Source organism: Campylobacter concisus (genome assembly GCF_002913045.1).
In the GTDB taxonomy this organism is placed as follows: Bacteria; Campylobacterota; Campylobacteria; order Campylobacterales; family Campylobacteraceae; genus Campylobacter_A; species Campylobacter_A concisus_AP.
The window spans coordinates 69,255-94,746 of record NZ_PPAF01000008.1 but is presented as its reverse complement, the minus strand read 5'-3'; the positions used below and the strand labels follow the sequence as shown (position 1 = coordinate 94,746).

Annotated in this window: 22 protein-coding genes; 19 read left to right on the top strand and 3 right to left on the bottom strand. The window is 37.2% G+C overall.

Going from position 1 to position 25,492, the window contains the following annotated elements:
• Positions 1-8: 8 nt before the first annotated feature.
• The 16 genes from CYP43_RS09455 (at position 9) to CYP43_RS01555 (ending at position 20,210) form a co-directional block, all read left to right on the top strand.
• Positions 9-176: a hypothetical protein gene (locus CYP43_RS09455; RefSeq protein ID WP_167496277.1), complete on the top strand. Its 168-nt coding sequence runs from the start codon at positions 9-11 to the stop codon at positions 174-176.
• 114 nt (positions 177-290) lie between these two features.
• Complete coding sequence (nhaD, locus tag CYP43_RS01630) at positions 291-1,679, top strand: sodium:proton antiporter NhaD (RefSeq protein WP_103582267.1); 1,389 nt, start codon at positions 291-293, stop codon at positions 1,677-1,679.
• 10 nt (positions 1,680-1,689) lie between these two features.
• Positions 1,690-3,222: a glutamine-hydrolyzing GMP synthase gene (guaA, locus tag CYP43_RS01625; protein WP_103582266.1), complete on the top strand. Its 1,533-nt coding sequence runs from the start codon at positions 1,690-1,692 to the stop codon at positions 3,220-3,222.
• 371 nt (positions 3,223-3,593) lie between these two features.
• Positions 3,594-3,998 carry a YbgA family protein gene (locus tag CYP43_RS01620; RefSeq protein WP_103582265.1) on the top strand — a complete coding sequence of 135 codons (405 nt, stop codon included), beginning with the start codon at positions 3,594-3,596 and terminating at the stop codon, positions 3,996-3,998.
• Positions 3,982-4,350: a TIGR02328 family protein gene (locus CYP43_RS01615; RefSeq protein ID WP_103582264.1), complete on the top strand. Its 369-nt coding sequence runs from the start codon at positions 3,982-3,984 to the stop codon at positions 4,348-4,350. Before CYP43_RS01620 ends, CYP43_RS01615 begins: the two co-directional genes overlap by 17 nt.
• Positions 4,351-4,905: 555 nt before the next feature.
• On the top strand, positions 4,906-5,550 hold the full coding sequence (locus CYP43_RS01610; protein WP_103582263.1) for a cupin domain-containing protein: 645 nt from the start codon (positions 4,906-4,908) through the stop codon (positions 5,548-5,550).
• A gap of 113 nt (positions 5,551-5,663) precedes the next feature.
• On the top strand, positions 5,664-6,824 hold the full coding sequence (locus tag CYP43_RS01605; protein WP_103582262.1) for a multidrug effflux MFS transporter: 1,161 nt from the start codon (positions 5,664-5,666) through the stop codon (positions 6,822-6,824).
• Positions 6,817-7,458, top strand: coding sequence for a uroporphyrinogen-III synthase (locus CYP43_RS01600; protein ID WP_103582261.1), 642 nt, complete (start codon positions 6,817-6,819; stop codon positions 7,456-7,458). Before CYP43_RS01605 ends, CYP43_RS01600 begins: the two co-directional genes overlap by 8 nt.
• Before the next feature lie 233 nt (positions 7,459-7,691).
• Positions 7,692-8,936 carry a phosphoribosylamine--glycine ligase gene (gene purD / locus CYP43_RS01595; RefSeq protein WP_103582260.1) on the top strand — a complete coding sequence of 415 codons (1,245 nt, stop codon included), beginning with the start codon at positions 7,692-7,694 and terminating at the stop codon, positions 8,934-8,936.
• A complete protein-coding gene (locus CYP43_RS01590; RefSeq protein WP_103582259.1) occupies positions 8,933-9,382 on the top strand; it encodes an RDD family protein in 450 nt (149 codons plus the stop codon). The genes purD and CYP43_RS01590 overlap by 4 nt, the downstream gene beginning before the upstream one ends.
• On the top strand, positions 9,375-11,534 hold the full coding sequence (locus CYP43_RS01585) for an LPS-assembly protein LptD (protein ID WP_103582258.1): 2,160 nt from the start codon (positions 9,375-9,377) through the stop codon (positions 11,532-11,534). The genes CYP43_RS01590 and CYP43_RS01585 overlap by 8 nt, the downstream gene beginning before the upstream one ends.
• The gene (locus tag CYP43_RS01580) at positions 11,535-12,233 is read left to right on the top strand and encodes a sodium:proton antiporter (RefSeq protein ID WP_103582257.1); all 699 of its coding nucleotides are present in this window, start codon (positions 11,535-11,537) and stop codon (positions 12,231-12,233) included. It begins immediately after the preceding gene.
• On the top strand, positions 12,223-14,421 hold the full coding sequence (locus tag CYP43_RS01575; protein WP_103582256.1) for a polyribonucleotide nucleotidyltransferase: 2,199 nt from the start codon (positions 12,223-12,225) through the stop codon (positions 14,419-14,421). Before CYP43_RS01580 ends, CYP43_RS01575 begins: the two co-directional genes overlap by 11 nt.
• 17 nt (positions 14,422-14,438) lie before the next feature.
• Positions 14,439-15,290, top strand: coding sequence for a universal stress protein (locus CYP43_RS01570; protein WP_021091781.1), 852 nt, complete (start codon positions 14,439-14,441; stop codon positions 15,288-15,290).
• 612 nt (positions 15,291-15,902) lie between these two features.
• A complete protein-coding gene (gene dnaE / locus CYP43_RS01560) occupies positions 15,903-19,520 on the top strand; it encodes a DNA polymerase III subunit alpha (protein WP_103582255.1) in 3,618 nt (1,205 codons plus the stop codon).
• Between the two features lie 15 nt (positions 19,521-19,535).
• Entirely contained in the window at positions 19,536-20,210 is a 675-nt protein-coding gene (locus tag CYP43_RS01555; RefSeq protein WP_103582254.1) for a DUF6882 domain-containing protein, read from the top strand.
• Here CYP43_RS01555 and CYP43_RS01550 read toward each other — a convergent pair.
• The 3 genes from CYP43_RS01550 to CYP43_RS01540 are packed head-to-tail and all read right to left on the bottom strand — an operon-like array spanning position 20,207 to position 22,688.
• Positions 20,207-20,869, bottom strand: coding sequence for a cysteine hydrolase family protein (locus tag CYP43_RS01550; protein WP_103582253.1), 663 nt, complete (start codon positions 20,867-20,869; stop codon positions 20,207-20,209). The genes CYP43_RS01555 and CYP43_RS01550 overlap by 4 nt on opposite strands.
• A 2-nt stretch (positions 20,870-20,871) precedes the next feature.
• The gene (locus CYP43_RS01545; protein ID WP_103582252.1) at positions 20,872-21,855 is read right to left on the bottom strand and encodes a sensor histidine kinase; all 984 of its coding nucleotides are present in this window, start codon (positions 21,853-21,855) and stop codon (positions 20,872-20,874) included.
• On the bottom strand, positions 21,852-22,688 hold the full coding sequence (locus tag CYP43_RS01540; protein WP_103582251.1) for a DUF234 domain-containing protein: 837 nt from the start codon (positions 22,686-22,688) through the stop codon (positions 21,852-21,854). The genes CYP43_RS01545 and CYP43_RS01540 overlap by 4 nt, the downstream gene beginning before the upstream one ends.
• A 110-nt stretch (positions 22,689-22,798) precedes the next feature.
• Here CYP43_RS01540 and CYP43_RS01535 point away from each other — a divergent pair, with 110 nt between their 5' ends.
• The 3 genes from CYP43_RS01535 to thiE are packed head-to-tail and all read left to right on the top strand — an operon-like array spanning position 22,799 to position 25,471.
• Entirely contained in the window at positions 22,799-24,130 is a 1,332-nt protein-coding gene (locus CYP43_RS01535; RefSeq protein WP_103582250.1) for an aminotransferase class V-fold PLP-dependent enzyme, read from the top strand.
• Complete coding sequence (locus CYP43_RS01530) at positions 24,127-24,873, top strand: hydroxymethylpyrimidine/phosphomethylpyrimidine kinase (protein ID WP_103582249.1); 747 nt, start codon at positions 24,127-24,129, stop codon at positions 24,871-24,873. The genes CYP43_RS01535 and CYP43_RS01530 overlap by 4 nt, the downstream gene beginning before the upstream one ends.
• Positions 24,866-25,471, top strand: coding sequence for a thiamine phosphate synthase (thiE, locus tag CYP43_RS01525; RefSeq protein ID WP_103582248.1), 606 nt, complete (start codon positions 24,866-24,868; stop codon positions 25,469-25,471). The genes CYP43_RS01530 and thiE overlap by 8 nt, the downstream gene beginning before the upstream one ends.
• Positions 25,472-25,492: the final 21 nt, after the last annotated feature.

Here is a 25,492-nt window from a genome sequence, read left to right as displayed (position 1 = left end):
GGATTTTCGTGAATAGTATTTATCAAAAATTTAGCGTTTTTCATGGGCTTATCTTATCATTTTTTATTTTAATTTTTACTCTTTTTGCATTTAGCGGTTGTGGCTATAAAGATGATCCATTTTATGGAAATGCTCCCGTAAAAGAAAAGAAAACTGACAAGATAAACAAAATCTAGTAAATTTTCGTATTTAAATAAAAATGTAATGTAAGCTTAATAATTTTAACTAACCTAATTTTTAGGCTCATTTAAGTAATATACCAAGATTTTTTATTCTACAAGGAGAGTATAATGAGGTTTTTTGGACTTCTAGGCTTGTTTTTCGCGATGGCTTTTGGTGCTGATGGAGAAACCGCAGCTATTGACTTAACTACTACATGGGCAGGAATTTTATCGCTTATAATTTTTGTTGTTGGATATTTTTTCATAGCAGCAGAAGAAAATTTCCATATCGACAAAGCAAAACCTGCTATCTTTATCGGCACGTTTATGTTCCTACTTATCGGTGTTTATATGCTTATAAATGGCATGGATGTGCATTCGCTTGAACATGAGGTAAATCACCTGATTTTAGAGATTGCTCAGATCGTATTTTTCTTGATGGTGGCGATGACATTTATCGAAGCACTTATCGAAAGAGACGTATTTAATGCACTTAAATATAATCTTGTATCAAAAGGCTATACTTATAGAAAGCTGTTTTGGCTAACTGGTATTTTGGCATTTTTTATAAGTCCAGTAGCTGATAATCTAACAACAGCGCTTATTCTTTCAACCGTTCTTCTAACAATAGATAGAAATAATACAAATTTCTTAGTTGCTGGTGCGATAAACATCGTCGTTGCAGCAAATGCAGGTGGAGCATGGAGTCCATTTGGCGATATCACTACGCTTATGGCTTGGGCTGCTGGAAAAGCACCATTTGTCGACTTTTTCGCACTTTTTCCAGCATCTATCGTAGGTTGGTTTGTAACGGCATTTTTACTTTCTCGCGTGGTGCCAAGTACTGCACCGCATTTTGATGTGGCAAACGAGCCAAAAGTGGTTATGAAAAAGGGCGGTAAAGCGGTTATTTTTATAGGTGCATTTACTATCTTTTGTGCAGTTATGATGCATCAGCTTTTCCACTTGCCAGCGATGTGGGGAATGATGTTTGGCTTCTCGCTACTTAGTCTTTATACTTACTATTTCAAAAAAGCTCACAAAAATGAAGAGCCAATGCATGTATTTCACTATATGTCAAAGATCGAAAACAACACACTATTTTTCTTCTTTGGAATTTTAGCTGCAGTTGGCGCTCTTCATTTTGCTGGATTTTTAAATTACGCTGTATCACTTTATGATAAATTTGGCTCAACTGCTGTAAATATCGGAGTTGGTTTCCTTTCAGCGATCGTTGATAACGTCCCTGTTATGTCAGCTGTTTTAAAAGCAAATCCAGCAATGGGAGCTGATGTAGGCGAGGCGATGAGTCAGTGGCTACTAGTGACACTAACTGCTGGTATCGGCGGTTCGATGATCAGCTTTGGTTCAGCAGCTGGTGTTGGAGTAATGGGTAAATTAAAAGGAATTTATACCTTTGGTGCACATATGAAATACGCTTGGATGGTGGTTTTAGGATATATCGTATCGATCATTGTTTGGTATGTGCAGTTTGAAATTTTTCATATCTATTTTTAAAAGGTTATAAATGAACAATACGATTATAGTTTTGGATTTTGGTTCGCAGTACACTCAGCTAATAGCAAGAAGGCTAAGAGAAGAGGGCGTCTATACTGAAATTTTGCCATTTAATGCAAAGCTTAGTGAGATAAAGGCAAAAGAGCCAAAAGGTATCATTTTAAGTGGCGGTCCAGCTAGCGTTTATGCTAAAGATGCTTATTTTTGCGATAACGGCGTCTTTGAGCTAAATATCCCTATACTTGGCGTTTGCTACGGCATGCAGCTACTTGCTCACACACATGGGGCTGAGGTTTTAGCGGCTGATCAAAAAGAGTATGGCAAAGCAGAGCTTAACGTTATTAAAGAGCATGAGCTATTTAAAGATACACCTTCAAAACAAATCGTATGGATGAGTCATAGTGACTATGTAAAGGACTTGCCAGAGGGCTTTGAAGTGATCGCTATTAGTGAAAATTCGCCTTATTGTGCTTTTGGCGATGATAAACGCAAATTTTATGCGATCCAGTTTCACGCAGAAGTGCAACACAGCGAATACGGTACGCAAATTTTAAAGAATTTCGCTAAATATATCTGCGGTTGTGAGAGCACATGGAACATGGGAAGCTTCGCTAAAAATAAGATAGAAGAGATAAGAAAAACAGTAGGCACTCATAAGGTGCTTTGTGCAGTTAGCGGTGGTGTGGATAGCTCTGTGACTGCGGCACTTTTAGCGGCTGCTGTACCTGAAAATTTGATCCTTGTCTTTGTTGATAACGGACTTCTTAGAACGAATGAACGAGAGCAGGTTGAAGCTACATTTAGAACAAAGCTTGGCGTTGAGCTAGTTAGCATAGATGCGAGCGAGACCTTTCTTGGTCGCTTAGCTGGTGTGGTTGATCCTGAGAAAAAGCGCAAGATCATAGGTGAGACCTTTATAGAAATTTTTGAGCAAGAGGCTAAAAAGCACGGCGATGTGAAATTTTTAGCTCAAGGCACTCTTTATACCGACATTATTGAAAGCTCCGTAGTTGGCTCAAGTAAGACGATAAAGAGCCACCACAATGTTGGTGGGTTGCCTGATTGGATGACATTTGAGCTAATAGAGCCGCTAAGAGAAATTTTTAAAGATGAGGTTAGAAAGCTAGGTCTTGAGCTTGGGCTAAGCCGTGATTTAGTATTCCGCCATCCTTTCCCAGGACCAGGCCTTGCTATCCGCATAATGGGTGAAGTAAATAAACCAAGCCTAGAACTACTTCGAAAAGCGGACGTGATCTTACGCGATGAGCTAAAAAGTAGTGGCTGGTATAACAAAACTTGGCAGGCGTTCTGCGTACTTTTAAATGTAAATTCTGTTGGTGTTATGGGGGATAACCGTACTTATGAAAACGCTGTTTGTGTGCGTGTGGTCGATGCGAGCGATGGCATGACTGCAAGTTTTTCAAGGCTTCCTTATGATCTACTTGAAAACGTAAGCCGCCGCATCATAAACGAGGTAAACGGCATAAACCGCGTAGTTTACGATATCTCAAGTAAGCCACCTTCAACTATTGAGTGGGAATAGAGTAAAAAATATTTTTGCTGTAAAATCATTGAAGATACAATATTGCAACGGTTTACGGAAGCAAAAAGCTCTTTTTATACTAAAAATGAGAAAAAGTAGGTTTAAAAGAGAGTTTTAAATTTAGATAAATTGTTTAGAGAGCCTCCCATTATTTTGCTGGGAGGCTTTTGTGGAAAAAGCGGTTAATAAATTTGAATAGGTTATAGTAATAAAAATTATTTGTATCTGAGCCCACTTTAACATACTAATAATGCAGGATATTCATTTATACCTTACCTAAACAAAAATTTAAATGCTATTAATAAATGCTTAAATGGTGATACATTGTATGGGATTTGTTTTGGTTTGAATTTTTTGAAAGAAGCGTCAACATGAGACACAAAGATACAAGAATAGAATGTGAAGAGTTATGGGCAAAAAATAAATATTTTGTACTAAGCAAATCGCATAAAGCATATTTGGAGATAAGGGCGTATTTGAGGGAAAAAGAACTGGATGTTGTATGGCTAAATGAAAAAATACAGGAAACAAGAGATATGAAGGAGAGCAAAAAAGATTTTAGTAATGCCATTCTTCATATATGGGGATATTTTAAAAAAGACGCAAGTACGATTGAAAAACAGGTATTATTTGATATATTAAATGGATATATGGAAGGGGAAAATAGTCAGAAGGTTGTAATTGAATACATTAACACTTTACTAAAGAAATACCCTAATGAATATTTAGAAAAATCAACCTTGTTAACAGGAGAAAAATATGAGACTATGGCATGAAAAACTTATCCACTTATTGCCCAAAAGTCAGCTTCTTGGGCAACATAGGGAATGTTGTGCTCTGAGGGGCAATGGATGGAAAAAGAAACATAAAACTGTGGACTATGTGTTTTCATATTCTCCGTACCATCTTTTTATTTACCATGTATTGGTTATGGAGGAGATGGAAAAAAGAGGATATAAAGTTTCTGCGGAATGGAAAGATAAAAATTATAGAGGAAGGACAGCAGAAAAGTACGATAATCTTAAAGAGGAAATTATAAGCAGTCCAATTTACAAAGAGCACAATATCGAATATCTAGCTGATTGCATAGAAAATTTAAGAAACAAAGGTATACATTTAAAAGTATAGAAGTTGTGGAAGAGTAAATTGATATAAAAATAAAAGAAGTTGAAGATAAATTAGAAAAGTAAGCTGTGTCAAAAGAAATATTATATGACCTTTCAGAATGGTTTGGAATACCAGAAAGCACAGAAGAGTATATTCGTGATTCACGGTAAAAGCCTTTTCTTGCTTGCCATATGAATGATGAGTCGGTTGGTTTTGTTGTATTAATACAACCGGCAAGGATTGCGCAGATATTTTTGTAATTGGCATAGAAAAGAAATTCCATTAAATGGGTGTTGGATCAGTACTTAACGAAGCTTACAAAACTATGGCAAGGAAGTCGGGTTACGCATATTAAAAACAGAAACTAAAAAGATACCGTTATAGAATAAAAGAAACAAATATGATATGGTAATTATTGAGTGGGAGTAGACACAAAAATCCCTTTATGAAATTTTCTGTAAATGGAACTTCTTTATACGCATTGGTTTTAATTAGGATATATTTTATCTTTTTATTAACATTGGTCAATGAAATTTAGTTCTTAACCTTTTATAATTTTGCAAAAAAGGATATAAAATGAGTCAAATTTATAGTCTCACCAAAGATACAAATATAGTTGAAAAAAGCGTCGTTAGTAAAAGGCTCTTTCAAAATAAAAATGCAAGCGTCGATATATACGCATTTGACGAAGGTGAGGAGCTAGACCACGAGATGCTTTTTATAGATAGCCTTGCCTGGGTGATAGACGGCGAAGCGCAGCTCGAGTATGGCAAAAAGCAGATGAAGCTTGGGTACGATGAAGCCTGCCTTATCGAGGCAAAAACCTGGCGAAAACTCAAATTTACAAAGAAAACAAAATATTTACTAATAGATTTTAAGGAGGATTTAATGATAGATCATTTACCTAAGGCAGCTATTTTTAGCTTAGTTGATGCAGTCGAATACGAAAAAGGCAAAATCGTGAGCAAAACGCTCGTAAAGAACGAAAACGGCTCGATGTCGCTGCTTAGTTTTGACACAGACCAAGAGCTCTCAACTCACGCAGCTCCAGGCGATGCACTACTTATCGCACTTGATGGCGAGATGAAGCTAACTATTGGTGATGAGCATTTTGATATCAAAAAAGGCGATACCATCGTGTTACCAGGCAAAATACCACACGGATTAAAGATAAAAGATAAATTTAAAATGCTCTTAATCGTAACCAAAGACAAAATGTAATACTAAGCCCTATTTTTAGGGCTTTTACATTTTATAAATCACGTTAAATTTACCCTTAATAACCTAAAAAGCAAAGTCATAATATAATCTCTTTTAAAATTTAAAGAAAAACTATGAAAAAAGAAAATTCCAAACTATTTTTGTTGCTATTTTTAGGTGCTCTCTCTGCCTTTGGACCATTTGTGACAGATCTTTATTTGCCAGCACTTCCGGCTATTACTGAGTGGTTTAAAACAAGCGTCACAGCTACACAATTAACGATCACGACATCGATGGCAGGCTTAGCCATAGGTCAGCTCATAGTTGGTCCAATAAGCGATAAATTTGGCCGGAAACTGCCCCTTACCATCTCACTCATCGTCTATACGATAAGTACGATTTTTATATTTTTTGCACAAAATATCCAGTTTTTTATCTTTATGCGCATCATTCAAGGGCTAGCAAGTGCTGGCAGTTTGGTTATTTCAAGGGCTGTTGTGAGCGACCTTTATAAGGGTCATGAAATGATTAAATTTTTTAGTCTTATGATGGTTGTAAATGGCCTTGCTCCGATACTTTCACCAATTGGCGGTAGTTTTCTACTTAAATTTACCGACTGGAGTGGCATCTTTATGGCACTTACTATCATTGGTATCTTGCTTTTTATCGCAAATTTTTATTTCAAAGAGAGCTTAAGTCAGTCAAATCGCTTAAAAATGCCTTTACTAGTGACTTATAGTGTTTTTGGCAAAATTTTAAGAAAGAAAAAATTTATGCTTTTCGTAAGCATTCAGACATTTGCGATGGGCGCGATGTTTGCTTATATCGCGGTATCGTCATTTATATTTCAGGATTTTTACTCGCTAAGCCCAGTAAGCTACAGCTTTTGTTTTGCGGCAAATGGTCTAGGCATAGTCATAGGAGCTAGGCTAGCGAGCTTGCTAAATGAGCGAAAAGCCCTAAAAACAGGCGTATTTGGTATTTTGTTTGCAAGTATTTTAATAGCATTCATGCTTTGCTTTAAATTTGAAGTGGTCGGCGTCATCATCGCATTTTTCTTGCTGCTGCTTTTTATGGGATTTATCCTGCCAACAGCCTCCTCACTAGCGATGAATGAGGGTAGGGAGTATGCGGGCTCGGCTTCGGCGGTGCTTGGATTTTGCCCATTTTTCTTAGGAGGCATTGTCTCGCCACTAGTTGGGCTTGGCGATATATTTTACTCGACATCTATTGTCATTTTAGCCTGCACGTTGCTTGCTTTTACATCATTTGTGAGGTTAAAAAGAGTTGCGTAAAATTTATCTTGTCTCAAACACAAAAACTGCTGATGAGAGCGTCATAAATTTAAGTGTTAGTAGGATTGAATTTTTAAAATTTGATCTGAATTTGAGTGAATTTGACCTGCTTGTAGCAACTTCAAAAAATGCCTTCAATGCTTTAAAATTTAATGAGATCAGCGCGCTAGAAAATTTGCCAGTTTTTTCCATAGCAAGTGGCTGTGCGGCGGCTGCAAAGGGGCTCGGTTTTACTCAAATTTACACTGGGCAAAATGCTCACGGGGATGACTTTGCAAGAGAAATTTTACCACTTTTAAAGGGCAAAAAGGTTCTTTATCTAAAAGGTAAAGATAGCGCTTCAAATTTTTTGGAAATTTTGCAAGATGGTGGCGTAAATATAAAAGCAATTGTTGCTTATAAAAACGTTTTAAACCATTGTAAAATAGAGCTAAAACCGCCAAAGGGTAGCATTTTGATATTTGCATCTCCGATAAATGTAAGAAATTTCCTTAGTAATTTTGGCTGGGACGAGAGCTATCAGACGATAAGCATCGGAAGGGTTACCGCAAAAGAGTTAAAATTTACTAAGCCAATAGTAAGCCAAAATCAAGATATAAACGCTTGTATCGCACTTGCCAAAACGTTATTTTAAGCAAAAAATTTATATAATTTCTAAGCCTGAGTGAAGCGAGTCAGCATTTTACGGGGTCCAACACTTTTTTGTTAGCGAAAAGGTATGGGTGCCTTGTGATGTGGCTTCGTTTGAGTCTGAAAAGGCGAGAAGTTGCAACCGTTTGGTATCCATCTATTTGCAAGATTGGCTTTGTTTATGGGCCACTCTTCTATGCGACGCCCACTCGGGTTTTTTAAATTTACGGAGATGAAATGAATATTCTCATAATAGGAAGTGGCGGCCGCGAATACGCCATTGCTCTAAAACTAAAAAGCGAAAAAAATATAAATTTATACTTTGCGCCTGGAAATGGTGCGACCTCACGCCTTGGCGAGAATTTAAACATAAAAGACTTTCATAAACTAGCTGAATTTGCTAAAAAAAATAGTATTGAGCTAACTATCGTGGGACCTGAAGCACCTCTTAGCGAAGGCGTGGTGGATATATTTAAAAAAGAGGGTTTGCTCATCTTTGGACCAAGCAAAGCAGCTGCTAGACTCGAGGCTAGCAAGGCCTATATGAAGGACTTTTTAGCTAGAAATAATATAAAAACTGCAAGATATTTAAACACAGACGATAAAGAAAAAGCATTTAAATTTATTGATACCCTAAGCGCGCCGATGGTCGTAAAGGCCGATGGCCTTTGTGCTGGAAAAGGCGTTATAATCGCAAACTCTAAAGAGGGGGCCAAAGAGGCAGTTAGTGACATGCTAAGCGGAGCCAGCTTTGGCGAGGCTGGTAAATTTGTGGTGGTTGAAGAGTTTTTAGATGGCTTTGAGCTGAGCTTTTTTGCTATTTGTGACGGCGAAAATTTTGTAAGCTTGCCAGTGGCACAAGACCACAAACGCTTGCTTGATAATGACGAAGGTCCAAATACTGGCGGTATGGGTGCTTATGCTCCAAGTCCGCTTGCTTCAAAAGAACTTATAAAAAGGGTCGAAGAAGAGATTGTAAAGCCAACTTTAAATGGGATGAAAAACGAGGGCAGTCCGTTTTGTGGAGTACTTTTTGTGGGACTGATGATCGTGAAAAATGAGCCTTATGTGCTTGAGTTTAACGTGAGGTTTGGCGATCCTGAGTGCGAGGTTTTGATGCCATTAATTGACGGAAATTTAAGCGAAATTTTACTAAATGCTGCAAAGGGCGAACTAAAGCCTATTAGTTTAAAAGATGAATTTGCAGTTGGTGTCGTAATGGCTAGTAAGGACTATCCGTATAAAAGTAGTCCAAAAGCTAAAATTTCAGTTTTAAATGATGTAAAAGATGCTCACATCGCTTATGCTGGTGTTAGTGAGCAAGGCGGAGAAATTTATGCAGATGGTGGCAGAGTATTAGTCTGCGTGGCCACTGCGAAGAGTATAAAAGAGGCACGTGATAGAGCTTATGAGCTTTGCGAAAATGTAAAATTTGACGGAGCACATTATAGAAAAGATATTGCCTGGCAGGCATTAAAATGAGTATGCAGATAGTTGAAAAACTTGAAAAAGAAGAAATTTCGCTAGCACCATTTTCAAAAAGAGTGCTAGCCTATTCAATTGATGAATGTATCGTTTCTTTTTTGTTTTTGATCATTTACTGGGATGCCTTTTTGTCGGTTATGAGCTATGATGAAGCCAGAAATTTGACTTTAAATTTCTTTTGGCAAATAGTCGCATTAAAGATTATATATCATGCATTTTTTGTTTGGTATTATGGTGCGAGTCTTGGGCAAATGCTAACAAAGACGATGTGCATTAATGTAGAAATTTTAGATAGACCAAATTTTATTTCAAGCTTGGTAAGAGCGATTTTTAGGTTGGTTAGCGAAGCTTGTTTTTATCTTGGTTTTGCATGGGCATTTGCAAATTCAGCTAGGCAGACTTGGCAAGACAAAATAGCAAAAACAGTGGTGATAAATGCGTAAAATTTTATTTTTAGTTCCGGTTTGTATTTTAAATCTAAGTGCAGCTGTGCAAGATGTGCAGCTTTTGGCTGATGATGTAAAGCAAGATAAAGGCATCGTAACGGCTAATAAAAATGTTGTTGTGTATTCACAAGATTATCTTGTGACAGCTGATTGTGCTGTGTATGATCAAAATAATTCGGTTATCGAGCTATTTGGTAACGTCAATATGATGAAGGGCAAAAGTGAAGTCTCTCGCTCAAACTATGCAAAGCTAAATTTAAAAAATAATGACACTGCTTTTGAATCGCTTTTTATGATGAATAAAGACATGGAAGTATGGATGAGAAGCGATGAGAGCAGCTCTGACAGTGAGTACTATAGAGTAAAAAAAGCGATGGTTTCAAGCTGTAATGTTCAAGATCCTGACTGGAGTATCACCTCAAGCTCAGCTATGCTAAATAAACAAAGCAAATTTTTACATCTTTTTAATCCAGTCTTTCGTATAGCTAATGTGCCAGTTTTTTATTTGCCATATTTTGGTTTTTCAACAGATACCACAAGAAGAACAGGTCTTTTGCCGCCTGAGCTTGGATACGGAAAATCTGAAGGTTTTTATTACAAGCAGCCGATTTATTTTGCACCTTATAATGAGTGGGACTTCGAGCTTGATCCGCAGATAAGAACAAACAGAGGTGCTGGAATTTATGGTGCGTTTAGATTTACTGAGTCGCCTGATTCAAGGGGCGAAATCAGCTTTGGCTCATTTACTGATAAAAACAGCTACCAAGCCAAGCAAAAAGGAGAGACTTCAAATAAGGCCGAACTAAAAAATAAAACACATAAAGGCATTGGACTAAAATACGAAAGAGATAAGCTTATAAGATACCTTAGCGAAGCAGATTTACAAGAGGGAATTTGGATAGATGCAACGAAGCTAAATGATATAGATTATTTAAATTTAAAGGGCAGAGATGATGATTATGATTCGCTTGTAACTTCTAAATTTAACTATTTCATCGCAAGTGACGATCATTATTTTGGTGCTTATGCAAAATACTACATAGATACTGAAAAAATTGGCTCAAAAAATGAGAACAAAGACACGCTTCAAGAGCTTCCATCGCTTCAGTATCATAAATTTACAGATGATATTGTCTTGCCAAATATCTTATATTCACTCGATCTTCAGTCACATAGATATGATAGAAAAATAGGCGTTAGAGCGACTCAGTATGAATTTACACTTCCAGCTTCAGTGCATGTGCCACTGCTTGATGATAGTTTAACGTTTTCATTTTACGAGTACCTATACGCTTCAAGAATAAATTACGAGAATAAGATAAATTCATTTGATGATAAAAGAGAAGATAAGCATACAAATTTTGTAAATAATTACCATAAATTTGCCCTTCACACTGACCTTGCAAAAGCGTATGAAAGCTTTTATCACACTCTAAATTTTGGAGCTGAATACCTACTACCAGGCTATAGAAAAGGAAATTTAGATGATGAGTTTATCTATGATAAAAATCTAAATGAGTATGAAAATTTCTTGACTCAAGAGCAGAGTAAGGAAGAAATTTCTGGTTATTTGACTCAGTATTTCTTTAACTCTAATGGTAGAAAGATTATAAAACATAGTATTTCTCAAGGATATTACACAAAAGAAGATGAATATTCGAATTTAAAAAATGCTATCTATCTATATCCATTTGAAAATTTAAGCCTTTATAATAAGCTTGAGTATTCACACAAGAGCAAAGAGCTTAAAAAGATACAAAGTGGATTTTCATACACAAATGATTTATTTTGGCTAAATATGCTTCACACTATGAAGAAAAATGATAGCAAAATAAAAAATAGCGCAACAAAAGATAGCTATTTTACAAGCGGTCTTGGAGTAAAATTACCTCATCAATACAGCCTTATTGGCGGCTGGCAATATGATATTGAGCGAAGCTACACAAAAAGCTGGAGAGTTGGTGTGCTTCATCAAAGAAAATGCTGGAATTACGGGATAATTTATCAACAAGATGTAGAGCCAACAACAACAATAAACGGCTCAGCGTCAACTAGAAAAAATGGTATCTATTTCACGATAAATTTCTATCCAATGGGCGGTTTGCACTATGACTTTTCGCAAAGCAGCACAAAATCGAGTGCCAACTAAATGATAACGGCTAAATTTAAGGATCAATTAGAAGCAGCTAGCAAACTAATTGAAATTTTGCCAAAAAAAGAGCTCGTAGATAAAAAGACGATAATCGTTTGTATGTCGCTTGAGTCAGTTATACTCACAGATGCAGTTTGTAGAAGTTTAAATTTAAGCTACGAGATGCTTTTTAGCGAGCCAATACCTGCGCCAAATAATAGCGAATGCGACGTTGCAATAGTTAGCGAGACAGAAGATATAGTATTAAATGATAAACTTATAAAAGCTTTTGGTATAAGCTATGACTATATTTACGGCGAAGCACATAGAAAATATGAAGAGAAAATTTTAAAAAATGTTTATAAATACCGAAAAGGAAATTTGATAGGAGAGCTAAAAGATAAAAATATTTTACTAATCGATGAGGGGTGCGAGACTGGTATGACGGCACTCATTTGCATAAAGACGTTGCTTGATGTGAAGGTAAAATCCATCTCATACGCAACGCCAGTGATTGCTACTGATGTCTTTACAAATTTAAATGATATGGTCGATGAAATTTACACGATAAATAAGATAGTCGATTTTATCGATGTGGATTCATATTACGAGAAAAAGATCGAAGCTACGAGTGAGCGTATCATGTCAATATTAGAAGAGAGCCCTTATTATTTGCCGTTACAAAAACAACAAGGAGATAAAAATAATGCAATATAGTATAGAAGTCAATAATCAGGTTGAAATTTTTGACCTTAATAAAGTAGCAAAACAAGCTAGCGGAGCAGTGCTTTTAAGGGTAAAAAATACCGTCGTTTTAGCAACTGTTGCCAGAGAAGACACACAAGTTGAGGAGGATTTTTTACCTCTAACGGTGCAGTACATCGAAAAAGCTTACGCCGCTGGAAAAATTCCTGGCGGTTATGTTAAGCGCGAGACAAAGCCAGGCGACTTTGAAACGCTAACAGCTCGCATCATCGATAGATCTCTTAGACCGCTCTTTCCAAAAGGTTACGCATATCCAACTCAAATAGTTGTAATGGTGCTTTCAGCTGATCCTGAGGTTGATTTGCAAGTTGTTAGCCTAAATGCGGCTTCAGTTGCACTATATCTTAGCGACATCCCTGTAAATCGCCCAGTTTGTGGCGTGAGAGTTGGCTATATAGATGAAAAATTTGTGATCAATCCAAGCAACTCTGAGCTAAAACAAAGTGCGATAGATCTTTATGTAGCTGGTACAAAAGATGAGCTTTTGATGATCGAGATGAGAAGCTTGCCTCAGCAAACTACGCAGCTTATCCCGATGGTTGCGATCGAGCCGATGATAGATCCGAGCTTAAGTGATAGCATGGCTCAAAAACAGCTAATGAACGAATTTAGCGAAGATATGATGGTTGAAGCGATTGATTTTGCTGGTAAGGCGATATTAAGAGCTAGTAGTGCTTACGAAGAAGCTTTCAAAGAGCATAAAAAAGAGGACGCTACGCTTGAGCTAAAACCTGAGATAGAAAATGAAAATATAGCTATTTATATCGATAAATTTTATAAAGCTGAAGTCAAAAACGCGATCAATCAAATGGCAAAAAGCGAGCGAGCGAGCGAACTTAGCAAGATCGCTAAACAAATTTCAAGCGATGAGGTAGCTCAAAAAGAGGGCTGGGACGAGGCCGTCATCTCAAATGTCCTTGGTAAATATAAAAAGAAAATAGTAAGAGAGCAGATCATAAACGAGGGCGTTAGAGCCGACGGACGCGGGCTTGAAGAGGTTAGACCTATTAGTATCGAAACAAATGTGCTTCCAAATGCGCATGGCTCATGCCTCTTTACAAGAGGACAGACACAGGCTCTAGTTGTCACTACTCTTGGCACTGATAGTGATGCTCAAATGTATGACATCCTCACTGAAAAAGTACCTTTTGTAGAGAAATTTATGTTTAACTACAACTTCCCAGGCTTTAGCGTAGGTGAGGCAAGCCCACTAAAAGCTCCTGGTAGACGTGAGCTTGGACATGGAAATTTAGCCAAACGTGCCCTTGCACCAAGTATCGATCTAGCTTCTCCATATACAATAAGAGTCGTTTCAGAAATTTTAGAGAGCAACGGCTCAAGCTCGATGGCTAGCGTTTGCGGTGGCTCGCTCGCACTTAGAGCAGCTGGCGTAAATACTTTAAAACTTGTTGCAGGTGTCGCTATGGGATTAATATTTGAAGGCGATAAGCATGCAGTGCTAACAGATATCATGGGACTTGAAGATCATGACGGCGACATGGACTTTAAAGTAGCAGGTACAAGTGATGGTATCACAGCACTTCAGATGGACATTAAGCTTGGTGGCATTAGTTTAGAAGTGCTAAAAGAGGCACTTTATCAAGCAAAACGTGGTAGAGAGCATATCTTATCTTTGATGGCAGAAGCGGATAAAAATATAAAAATAAATGAAGATGTGCTTCCAAAGCTTGAACTATTTAGTGTTGATCCAAGCAAGATCGTAGACATCATCGGACAAGCTGGAAAAACCATAAAAGAGATCATTGAGAAATTTGAAGTTTCAATCGATCTTGATAGAGAAAAAGGTGAAGTTAAAATCGCAGGTGGTGCAAAGAAAAATGTTGATGCCGCAAAAGATTACATCATCTCTATCACTTCAAAAGACAATGGACGTTCATTTGGCAAAAAGCCGTTTAAACACGACAAAGAGCGTTCAAAACCAAATTTTAATATCGGTGATGAGTTTTTAGGAACCGTAAAGAGTGTGGTTGATTTTGGTGTATTTATCGAGCTAAAAGATGGCATTGATGGTTTGCTTCATATCTCAAAGATAAAAACTCCATTAAATGTAGGTGATCAGGTCAAAGTGTGTGTGAGCGAGCAAAAAGGAAATAAAATTTCGCTCTCTTTGGTTGAATAAATTTTAAAGGACAGATGATGAAATACAAAAAGTTGCTTTTTCCAATAGGAGCAGGAGACGATATCGAGCCAAGAATTTATGGTGCCCTAAAGGTTGCTCAGTGGTTTAACACACATATGGAAATTATGACTTGTCAGCTTGACCCAAGCGTAGTTTATAATATGAAAATGACGCTTCGTGGAGGAGTGCTTTTTGAAGAATTTCTAAAATCAGCTAAATCTGAACTAGCTGTCGAGCATGAAGAGAATGAGAAAATTTTTAATAAAATTTGTGCTGAGCTTGGCATAAAAGTAACTAGTGAAATCATTGAAGATGTTTGCACTGCAAATTTTACGATTCACAGTGGTAAAAGAAGCGCGATAGTGGAGCAAGAGAGTAAATTTTGCGATCTTGTAGTGGCTGCTGTGCCACTTGATGGAAAGATCACTGGCACATTTGAGTCAGCTGTTCTAAAAAGCGGTAAAAATGCGATTGTAATCCCTAGAAAAATGCGTGAGTTTAAAGCTGATAATATCCTTGTTAGCTGGACTGGTACGACACAAAGCTCAAGGGCATTAACAGGCTCGATCGATCTTTTAAAAAAGGCAAAAAAGGTTCAGTGCATTACCTCAAAAGCAAGCCTTGGCGATAATGCTGAACTAAATCTTAAAAAGCTTGAAGAGTACTTCAAAATTCATGGCATATCAGCCACTTTTGAAGTAATCGCTACTACGATGATACCTGGTGAAGCACTTTTGAAAGCAGCTATTGATAGAAATGCTGATCTAATCGTTGCTAGCAGATATGGTGAAAATGGTCTTATGGAAATGGTGCTTGGTGGCACTTCGAGATTTTTCTTAGAACACACAAATATCCCAGTTTATCTATAATGGATTGCGGCTTAGTCCGCGATCTAATTCTTTTTCACTTTATAGATTTTAAAATTCCATTCACTCTAAAGAAATGATTACTAAATTTTGGCTTCACTGACCGCTTAACTCAACTTTTAGAGCCGAAATTACTTGTTTACGAAATTTTAAAATTCGAGGGAGGCTTTTTTGAATAGAACGCATGCAGTGCGCCAGCACCATTGCATGCACCTTGAACGTGCGAGGGGTTTGGGGGATTTAAAAAGGGGGATAAGGGGACGGCCTCGTAATTCGAGTCCCCTTGTCTCCCTTTTGAATAAAAGAATTTATAAATTTAAAATCTGGATTTCAAAAATAGAATTTTACTATTTTTGCAAATTTTAAAATTCCATTCACTCGCAAGAATTGACTACTAAATTTTGGCTTCACTGACCGCTTAGCTCAAATTTTAGAGCCGAAATTACTAGTTTAAAATTTACAAGACCTTAATAGCATAGTGCGTCAGATGGCAGCGCGCTTCGTTCTTAGCCACAAACTACAAATTATATAAATTTTAAAGCTCCCATTAAGATTTCATCAAGCACCTTATTAGCCAAAATTTTGTAAAATCCACTCATTAAAAAAGGATAAAAAATGAGTGAAAAATCTAACTTTACGCACCTACATTTACACACCGAATACTCCCTGCTTGACGGAGCGAACAAGATAAAAGAGCTAGCTCATGTGCTTCATGATAGAGGCGACACAGCAGCAGCGATTACTGATCACGGCAATATGTTTGGAGCGATAGATTTTTACAAAGCGATGAAAAAAGAGGGGATAAAACCACTAATTGGCATCGAAGCTTACGTGCATAACGGCGAGCAGCTTGATGATAAGAGCACCAAGCAGCGTTTTCACCTCATACTAATCGCCAAAAACGAGACTGGCTATAAAAATTTAATGTATCTTAGCTCCATGAGCTACATCGAGGGCTTTTACTACTATCCTCGTATCAATAAAAAAATTTTAAAAGAGCACAGCGAGGGCTTGGTTTGTAGCTCTGCTTGCTTGCAGGGCGAGGTGAGTTGGCATCTAAATTTAAGTGACCGTAATGTGAAATTTGGCGCTAAAGGCTACGAGAGAGCAAAAGAGGTCGCACTTGAGTATAAAGAAATTTTTGGAGATGACTTTTATCTTGAGATCATGCGTCACGGCATCGGCGATCAAAAACGTATTGATGATGATATTTTACGCATCGCCAAAGAGACTGGCATAAAGGTCATCGCCACAAACGATACTCACTACACTTTTAAAGAGCGAGCCGACGCGCATGAGGTTTTTATGTGTATCGCGATGAACAAAACTTTAGATGATCCAAACCGACTTCGCCACAGCGTTCATGAGTTTTTTGTAAAAAGCAAAGAGCAGATGAGTGAGCTATTTTTAGATATCCCTGAAGTGATAGAAAATACCCAAGAGATCGTGAATAAGTGCAATCTTGAGATCAAGCTTGGCAACCCAACTCCTCCAAATTTTAAATTTACACTTGAGTATGCCAAAGAGAGAAATTTAACACTTCCAGAGCCTGAAAATAGATATAGTTTTAAAAATGATGCTGTATTTTTTGAATATGAATGTAGAAAGGGGCTTGAAGAGAGGCTAAAATTTGTCCCTGAAAATTTACATGACGAATACAAAAAGCGTCTTGAGATAGAGATTGGCATCATAAATAAAATGAATTTCCCAGGCTATATGATGATAGTTTGGGACTTCATAAATGAGGCTAAAAGTAGAGGTGTGCCAGTTGGTCCAGGACGTGGTTCTGCGGCTGGTAGCTTGGTCGCTTACTCGCTAAAGATCACCGACCTTGATCCTATCCCATACAACCTACTTTTTGAGAGGTTTCTAAACCCAGAGCGTGTCAGCATGCCAGATATAGACGTGGATTTTTGCCAAAGTAGGCGTGGCGAGATCATCGACTATGTTACGCAAAAATATGGAAAATTTAACGTTGCTGGCGTTATTACATTTGGTAAACTGCTCGCAAAAGGTGTTATAAGAGATGTTGCTAGGGTTTGTGATATGCCTTACGCCGAAGCCGATGCGATGGCAAAGCTAATACCTGATGAACTTGGTATTACGCTAAAAGATGCTTATGAAAAAGAGCCAAAGATAGCTGAGCTCATCAGCCAAAATCCAAAGGCAGCTAAAATTTGGAAATTTGCACTTGATCTTGAGGGGCTAAATAGAAACGCCGGTCAGCACGCAGCAGGTGTCGTTATCTCAAATGAGGAGCTGTGGAATAAAACTCCGCTATTTCGTCAGCCAAACAGCCCAGAAGATCGCTATGTTACACAGTATAGCCTTAAGTATCTTGAGGATGTGGATTTAATTAAATTCGACTTTCTTGGACTAAAAACACTAACGGTTATCGATAATGCCATAAAGCTGGTAAAACAACGAACTGGCAAGGATATCATTTGGGAGCAGATCGATAAAAACGATTCTAATGTTTATAAAATGATACAAAGCGGCCAAGCGATAGGAATTTTCCAAATCGAGGGCGAGGGCATGAGAAAGCTAGGAACTAGCTTGCGTCCAGACTGCTTTGAGGATATCGTCGCGATGCTAGCGCTCTACCGCCCAGGACCGATGGAGAGTGGCATGCTTGATGACTTTGTCAAAAGAAAACATGGCGAGGCAGAGATAACCTACTCATTTAAAGAGCTTGAGCCAATCCTCGCGCCAACATACGGTGTCATCGTCTATCAAGAACAAGTTATGCAAATCGTTCAAGCCATAGGCGGCTTTAGCCTTGGTGGGGCGGACCTTGTGCGCCGTGCGATGGGTAAAAAGATTAAAGAAGAGATGGACAGACTAAAGGGTGAGTTTGTAAAAGGTGCTGAGGCAAAAGGGTTAAATGGACAAAAAGCAGACGATCTTTTCGAGCTAATTGTAAAATTTGCAGGATATGGTTTTAATAAATCTCACTCCGCAGCTTACGCTTATGTCACCTTTCAAACTGCTTATCTTAAGGCTTACTATCCGGCTGAATTTATGGCGGCACTTTTAACAAGCGAGGAGAGCAACGTCGATAAGATCGTTCGCTATATTGATGAGATAAAACGCATAAATATAGACACTTTGCCACCATCTATCAACAAATCAGCTAAAGAATTTAGCGTTGTTAAAAATGGCGATCATGACGGCATTATCTTTGGGCTTGGGGCGATTAAAGGTGTTGGTGGAGCGGCTATTGAAAACATTATCACTGAGCGTGAAGCAAATGGTGAGTTTAAGAGTATGGACGACTTTGTCTCAAGGATCGATCCATTTAAAGTGAATAAAAAGGTCTTTGAAAGCCTTATAAAAGCTGGTTGCTTTGATGAGTTTGGCTTTAGTCGTAAGATGCTTATGCAAAATGTAGAAAATATCATAGAAGCTTGCAAGAGTGCTGCTCAGATCCGTAAAAATGCAGTTGAGAGCTTATTTGGCGAAGATGAGAGCATGAACGATGTGAAGATAAATTTTGTCACGATAAATGACGAATTTGACATCAAGCAAATTTTAAAATTTGAGCAAGAGAGCGTTGGTATCTACCTCTCAGGCCACCCGCTTGATGATTATAAAGACGAGATCAACAAGATAAAATACACTCTAAGCTCAGAATTTGAGAGCTTGCCGCAAAGCGCTGAAATTTTAGTCGTTGGCAAGATCGAAGACTTTAGCACAAGGATAACCAAAAGTGGCAAGAAAATGGGCACTATAAACGTGCTTGATTTTCACGGCAACATCGAGATCGCAGTCTTTGAAAGAGAGCTTGGCAACATCGAAGATATAGTAAAAGATGAAGCAAAGCGCGACCTGCCTTATGCTTTTAGGATAAATATCACAAAAGATGATCAATTTGTAAGGACAAATTTAAACGAGGTTTATAGCCTAGAAGATGCGCAAAATTTAGACTTTAAAACAAGAAAGCTAAAACAAAACTCTAAATTTTCTAAAAATGAAGAGGTGAGCGCCCCTCAAAAAGCAAGAGAGTATGCTGAGCTAGAGGTACTTTTATGCCTTAGTGAGCTTAGCAAAGATAAGATAACTAGCCTTTATAATCTTGGCTATAACGAACATATAAAAAGTGGCACAAACAACGATAAACGTCTTGTTATTAAGATAAAAAATGAAAGTACGGCTCAAATTTTTGTCTATAAGACAAAATTTGTTGTAAATGACAGCTTTAAAGAAAAAGCACTTCAAGCAATAGCTTGCTAAGACCTTGGTGAAGCGATGTTTTTAGATAAGCTTGGCGTAGATAAAAGTAACTGGAGCGAGCTTTTTAGCGCATGTGTTGGCAAAGCGACATTACTTCAAAAACGTGCATTTAAGCTACTTGTTGAAGGTAGCAACTGGCAGGTTGATTTTGATAGTGGTAAAATTTACTTTGATGAGCGTGAGTTTGACATACAGTTTATTGGTTCTGAAAGCTTATCGTCAAATACGTGGCTTTGGGGTTATGAAAATATAAATGGCTTTGATGAGCAGTTGCTCAAGCTTGCAAATAAAGCACGTGAGTTTGGCGAGAAATTTGGACTTAGCGCATTTAGCACGCCACGATTTGAGCTGGATGAAAATTTTAATGGTTACACGATTAGCATGGTTCTTTGCACCACTTTTGATGAGCAAAATTATTATAGGATAGAGTACGAGGGCGGAGCGGCGTATGTGGCTTTTAGATCAGATGTGGTCTTTGAGGAGCCAGTGCTAGCAAATGAGCTTTTGAGCATAGTAAATGAGTGTATAAGTAGCTACGAGCTAGATCACAAAATCTTTATAAAAGGACTTTTGCTAAGCTGCGATATAAAATTTAGCGAAAGTCCTAATGAGATCGTAGTGAGTAAAAACGAGCTTAGTTTTAAATTTGATGAGCTAAATAGGCTCATAAATATTTCAAGTAAGCTTTAAAATCTAATACTCTTTACCACATCAGCGCCAAGTGCTAGCTTCATATGAAGAGAAAACATCTCGTGGTAAAAATCGCCATTGTGTCCTGGTATGTCATATGTTTGCGTAAGATCAAACGGCACGATAACTCTTGCTTTTTTATTATATTCATTGGCTCGTAGTTTAAGATAACTAACGCACTGATAAACGCACATATCAGTGCAATCTCCAGTAATAACAAAAGTGTCAATTTGTGGATTTTGTTCTAAAAATTTCTCAAATTCTTTATTAAACGCAATGCTTAAAGAGTTTTTATAAAATGTCTTGAACTCTTTAAAAAAGCTTAGATTTTCTATCTCTTTTACGGTTTTTATCTCATTTGTATCAAGTATGGCATGTGGCAAAAAGTTCTCAAATTCTTTTGAATCACTGGTGTGCCTATCTTCTATAAGGATAAAATTTCTAAAGCCAAAATCTCTCCACGCTCTATCAAAAAGTGTCGCGATCCCTTTTGATAAGGCGGCCACTCTTTGACTAGCGAGCGCACCACTTCCAGCAAATGCTTCTATCATATCGATACAGATAAATGCAACGTTTTTTGCTCCATCGTTTGAAATTTCTCTTAAATCAAGCGTTTGAAGAGATTTTTTAAAAGCCTCAAGTTCGTTTTGTATGTTCATTCTTACTCCTTTATTGGTAAATTTATGCAAAATGTTTTTGGATTTAGTGTGATCTCGATACTGCCTTTGTGAGCCTCTATGATCTGCAAGCAAAGGTGCAGTCCAAGGCCGTTTCCTTTTAGCTTGCTACTTTTAAACGGCTCAAAAACTATGGCTTTGTCTTTGATAGGCTCGCCACTATCATAAATGATAAATTTATGCTCACTTGGTGTTTTTTCATAGCTTAAAATGATCTCTCCTTCATCATCATCGCTCTCTTCAATGGCATCAATGGCGTTAAATAAAATATTTTGAAAGACAATGGCTAGTAGATCAAGGTCGCCCATATATTTGCCATCTGGAAATTCTAGGCTAAATTTAATATCCTTTGAATAGTCGTAAAAATTTATAGCCTCTTCGCACTCTTTTTTAAGCTGCGAAAAGTCAAAAATTTGTGCATTTATGTTAAGGCCTTTTGTGAAAAGTAGAGTGGCTTTGATTATGCGTTCGACTCGCCATGTAGCTTTTTGTATTTGATTTACGATAGGCTTTGTGCGCTCATCAGCTCTTTTAAGTAGAGTTGAAGCTAAAAGCGAGATAGAGCCTACTGGATTTCTGATCTCGTGGGCTAGGTGAGCTGCTACTTGGCCCATAGAGGCAAGGCGCTCGGTGCGTTTTTCTACTGTTATGTTTGTTGCAGAGATTATTAGTTTATTGTCTTTAGAGCTTGTTTTAAAAAGATAAATTTGCCCATCTACATTTATCTCGCCCTCTTTTTTTGGTATCTCTTTAAAAATTTTACCAAGTCTTACTGCTTCTGAGTTTTGTAAAAAGATCTCATCATTCTCATCTAACACCCAGATAGCATTTGGCAGAATTTCCACAATATCTTTAATGAAATTTTGCAAGTTTGCGTAAGATGATGTTAAATTTTTATATTCGTTTTCTATCAGATAAGTCTGCTCTATCAGGCTTTTTAAGCCAGCTTGGATATCGTGTTCGTTCATTTTAAAAGTTCCTCAAAATCGCTAATTTCATAAAGTCTTAGCCTTTCATCCTTTAGATTTCTTAGCTCGCTACTAAATCCACTCTTTGAAAAAAGAGCAATAATATCTGGCTTGATATTTAGTTTTTCGCATTTTTTTAATAGTAAATTTAGCACGTTTTTACAAACCTTTCTCTCTTTATATTTTGCCTCGCCGACTATGATCTTGCCACCTATATTTAATAGCATATCAAGCTCTATGTTTTTGCTCCAAAAGCTACTTAAAAATATGCCATTAATCAGAAATTTTTTTGCCATAAGCTCACCGCATAAAATTTCAAATCCAAGGCTTGCATATTCGTCAAATTCCTTTTTTATGATGGCTAAAATTTCATCATTTTTACCAGCTTTTAGCAAGCTTAAATTTGGCTCTATAAATCTAAACCAAAACCTTGAAAAATGGCTATTAAAATGTATTTTATCCTCAATTTTATAGCCTCTTTCTTCTTTTTTTAGCATTTGGTTTTTTGATCTTTTTGGTAAAACTTCTCTACTTTTTTCAAGCAGTAAAAAATTCTTTTCAAAAAGCTTTGCATAGACTTTGCTAGCTAGGCTTTGAGGTAAAATTTTATGTACGTTAAATTTTTTTCTATCACTTCGCGCAAGTTTTATGAGGGCAGATTTTATAGCATCGTTTGTATCGGATTCGAAGTAAAATTTTGGCATCAAAGCTAAGAAGTTGTTTAAAATTTCAGCCTCGATCGCTTCAAAAACATCATAGTATGAGTGCTTTAAATCAAACTCATCAAAGACGAGATGAAATTTAATAAGTTCATTTATATCAAGGTGTTTCATTCGCTCAAATGTTAATTTTAAAGCTTTTATATTGGCTCCTTTATTTGGGCATTGTAGTATATTTTAGCTAAAGTAATCTATAATGCTACGCAAAAAACAAGGGTTGTGGTTTGGTAAATTTAGAGCATATTAGAGAAAATATAATTTTAAAAAATGGCATTTATTATTTTGACTTTACAGCTTCAGGGCTAGCTTATAAACCTATCGAAGATGAGATGGCAAAAATACTCCAAACATACGCAAATACGCACTCTATCAGCTCATCAAATGCTTATAAAACTGCTCAAATTTATGAAGATTCAAGACGTGAATTAAAAAGCTTACTAGGACTTGATGAGAGCTTTTATCTTTTTACTTGTGGCAATGGAGCTACCGGTGCGATAAAGAAATTTCAAGAAATTTTAGGAATTTATGCACCGCCAGCATTAAAAAAAAGATATGCGTTAAAGCCAAATGAAAATTCTCCGCTTGTAGTACTTGGGCCTTACGAGCATCATTCAAATGAGATAAGCTTTAGGCAAGCCCTTTGTGAGGTTGAGCATATCAGGCTTGATAAAAATGGAGGGATCGACTTTAATCATTTGGAGCAAATTTTAAGGATAAATGTTGGTCGTGAGATTATCGCAACTTTTAGCGTGGCTTCAAATGTGACTGGGGTTTTGAGCGATTATAGAAAAATTTATACTCTTATAAAATCTTATGGTGGCATTGTGGCATTTGATGCTGCAAGCTTTAGCGCTTATGGAAATATTGACTGTGACTATTTTGATGCTCTTTTTTTATCGCCACATAAACTGCTTGGTGGAGTAGGAAGTTGTGGGCTTCTTGCTATAAAAAAGATACTTGCAAACTCAGATGAGCCGACATTTGCTGGTGGTGGAACGGTAAGTTATGTTAGCAAAAACTATGCTATATTTGTAAAAGATAGTGAACAGCTAGAGGAGGCCGGTACGCCGCCTATTTTAGGACTTATAAGGGCAAATTTGGCTTATAGACTAAGAAATGAGATAGGATTTGAGGCAATATATGAAAACGAGAGCGAGCTTGGAGAGTATTTGGAAAAAAGACTAGCAGAAATTCCTGAGCTTACCTGCTATCATCCAAATAATGCAAAGCGTTTGCCGATATTTTCTTTTAACGTGACTGGTGTTTCGCCTTATGAACTAGCCAAAGTTTTAAGCAAAGAATATGGCATTCAAACGCGTGCAGGGTGTTCTTGCGCTGGGCCATATGGACATGATCTGCTTCATTTAAAAGAGGACTCACTCTTTACTCGCAAGCCAGGTTGGGTCAGAGCTGGACTTCACTATACGCATACACTAGAAGATGTGAATTATCTAGTGGACGCATTAAAAAATAGCATTAAGAAGTATTCAAGTAGTTGGAAGGTCGATGATCCTTTTAGTGTTGATAAAATTTCAGGTTGTATGGGAGATAGATGAAAAATATATTAATAATTGCAGGAAGTGATAGTGTTGGTGGTGCTGGCGTGCAGGCTGACATAAAGACATGCGAGGCGTTTTCTTGCTACGCAGCGACGGCTATCACGGCTCTTACAGCACAAAATACAAATGGCGTTAGCAATATCTTTGCTACAAATGTTACAAATCTAAATGAACAAATAAAAATGGTAGACGAGGAGCTAAATATAGACGCTATCAAGGTTGGAATGCTTTTTAATAAAGAGCTTATATCTTGCGTTGGTTTTTGGCTTGAAAAATTTTATAAGCAAGGCATTAAAATAGTAATAGACCCAGTTTGCGTAGCAAAATCAGGCTCAAAGCTTCTTGAAAATGACGCGATAGCAAGCTTAAAAAAACTTTTTAAATTTGCAGACATTATCACGCCAAATATCGATGAAGCCAAAGTTTTGGAGCTTGATAGTAAAAATTTACCTTGCGATATGATCTTAAAGCGAAGCACGGTTGCAGAAATTTGTGAAGATACTCTTTTTAAAAAAAATGGTGACGTAATTAAATTTAAAGAGCCACTAATAAAACCAGAGATCATGCATGGGGCTGGGTGTAGCTTTGCAAGTGCGCTGGCCTGCTTACTGGCAAATGGACACACCAAAGAAGAGGCCATAAAACTAGCCAAAAGATACATTTTAAATGCTATTAAAAATGCAATTACGACAAAATTTGGCAAACGTCTACTAAATCATAAAGTTGGCATAAGTGATTGAAATTTACGCGATTAGCGACGATGTGTTGATGCCTGAAAATTTAGCCTTGCAATACACTAAAGAAATTTTAGAGTGTGGGGTTAAATTTTTTCAATTTCGCTCTAAAAAAATACCCAAAGATGAGAGGCTAGCTAGTGAAATTTTCAATTTATGCGAAAAATTTGGAGCCAGATTTATCGTAAATGATGATATTTTATTTGCTGCTAATATAGGGGCAAAGTCCGTGCATTTGGGAAAAGATGATGCGAGCATAAAAGAGGCGTTTGAAATTTTAGGAGATGATGCTTACGTGGGGGTTAGCTGCTATGATAGCTTGGAGCTTGCCATTAGGGCAAAACAAAATGGCGCTAGCTACGTAGCTTTTGGAGCGATGTTTAAAAGCCCAACAAAACCAAATGCGCCACTTTGCAAGGCTCAAACTATATCACAAGCAAAAGAAATGGGAATGAATGTGTGTGTCATAGGTGGCATAAACTCTAGCAACATTGCAAGTGTCGCTAGAGTAAAGCCAGACATGATCGCCTTAATATCCGCTATCTATAAAGATGGCACAATAAAGAAAAATATAGAAAATTTACAAAGAAATTTATTGCTTTAAAAGATGCTTATTTTGCAAGCT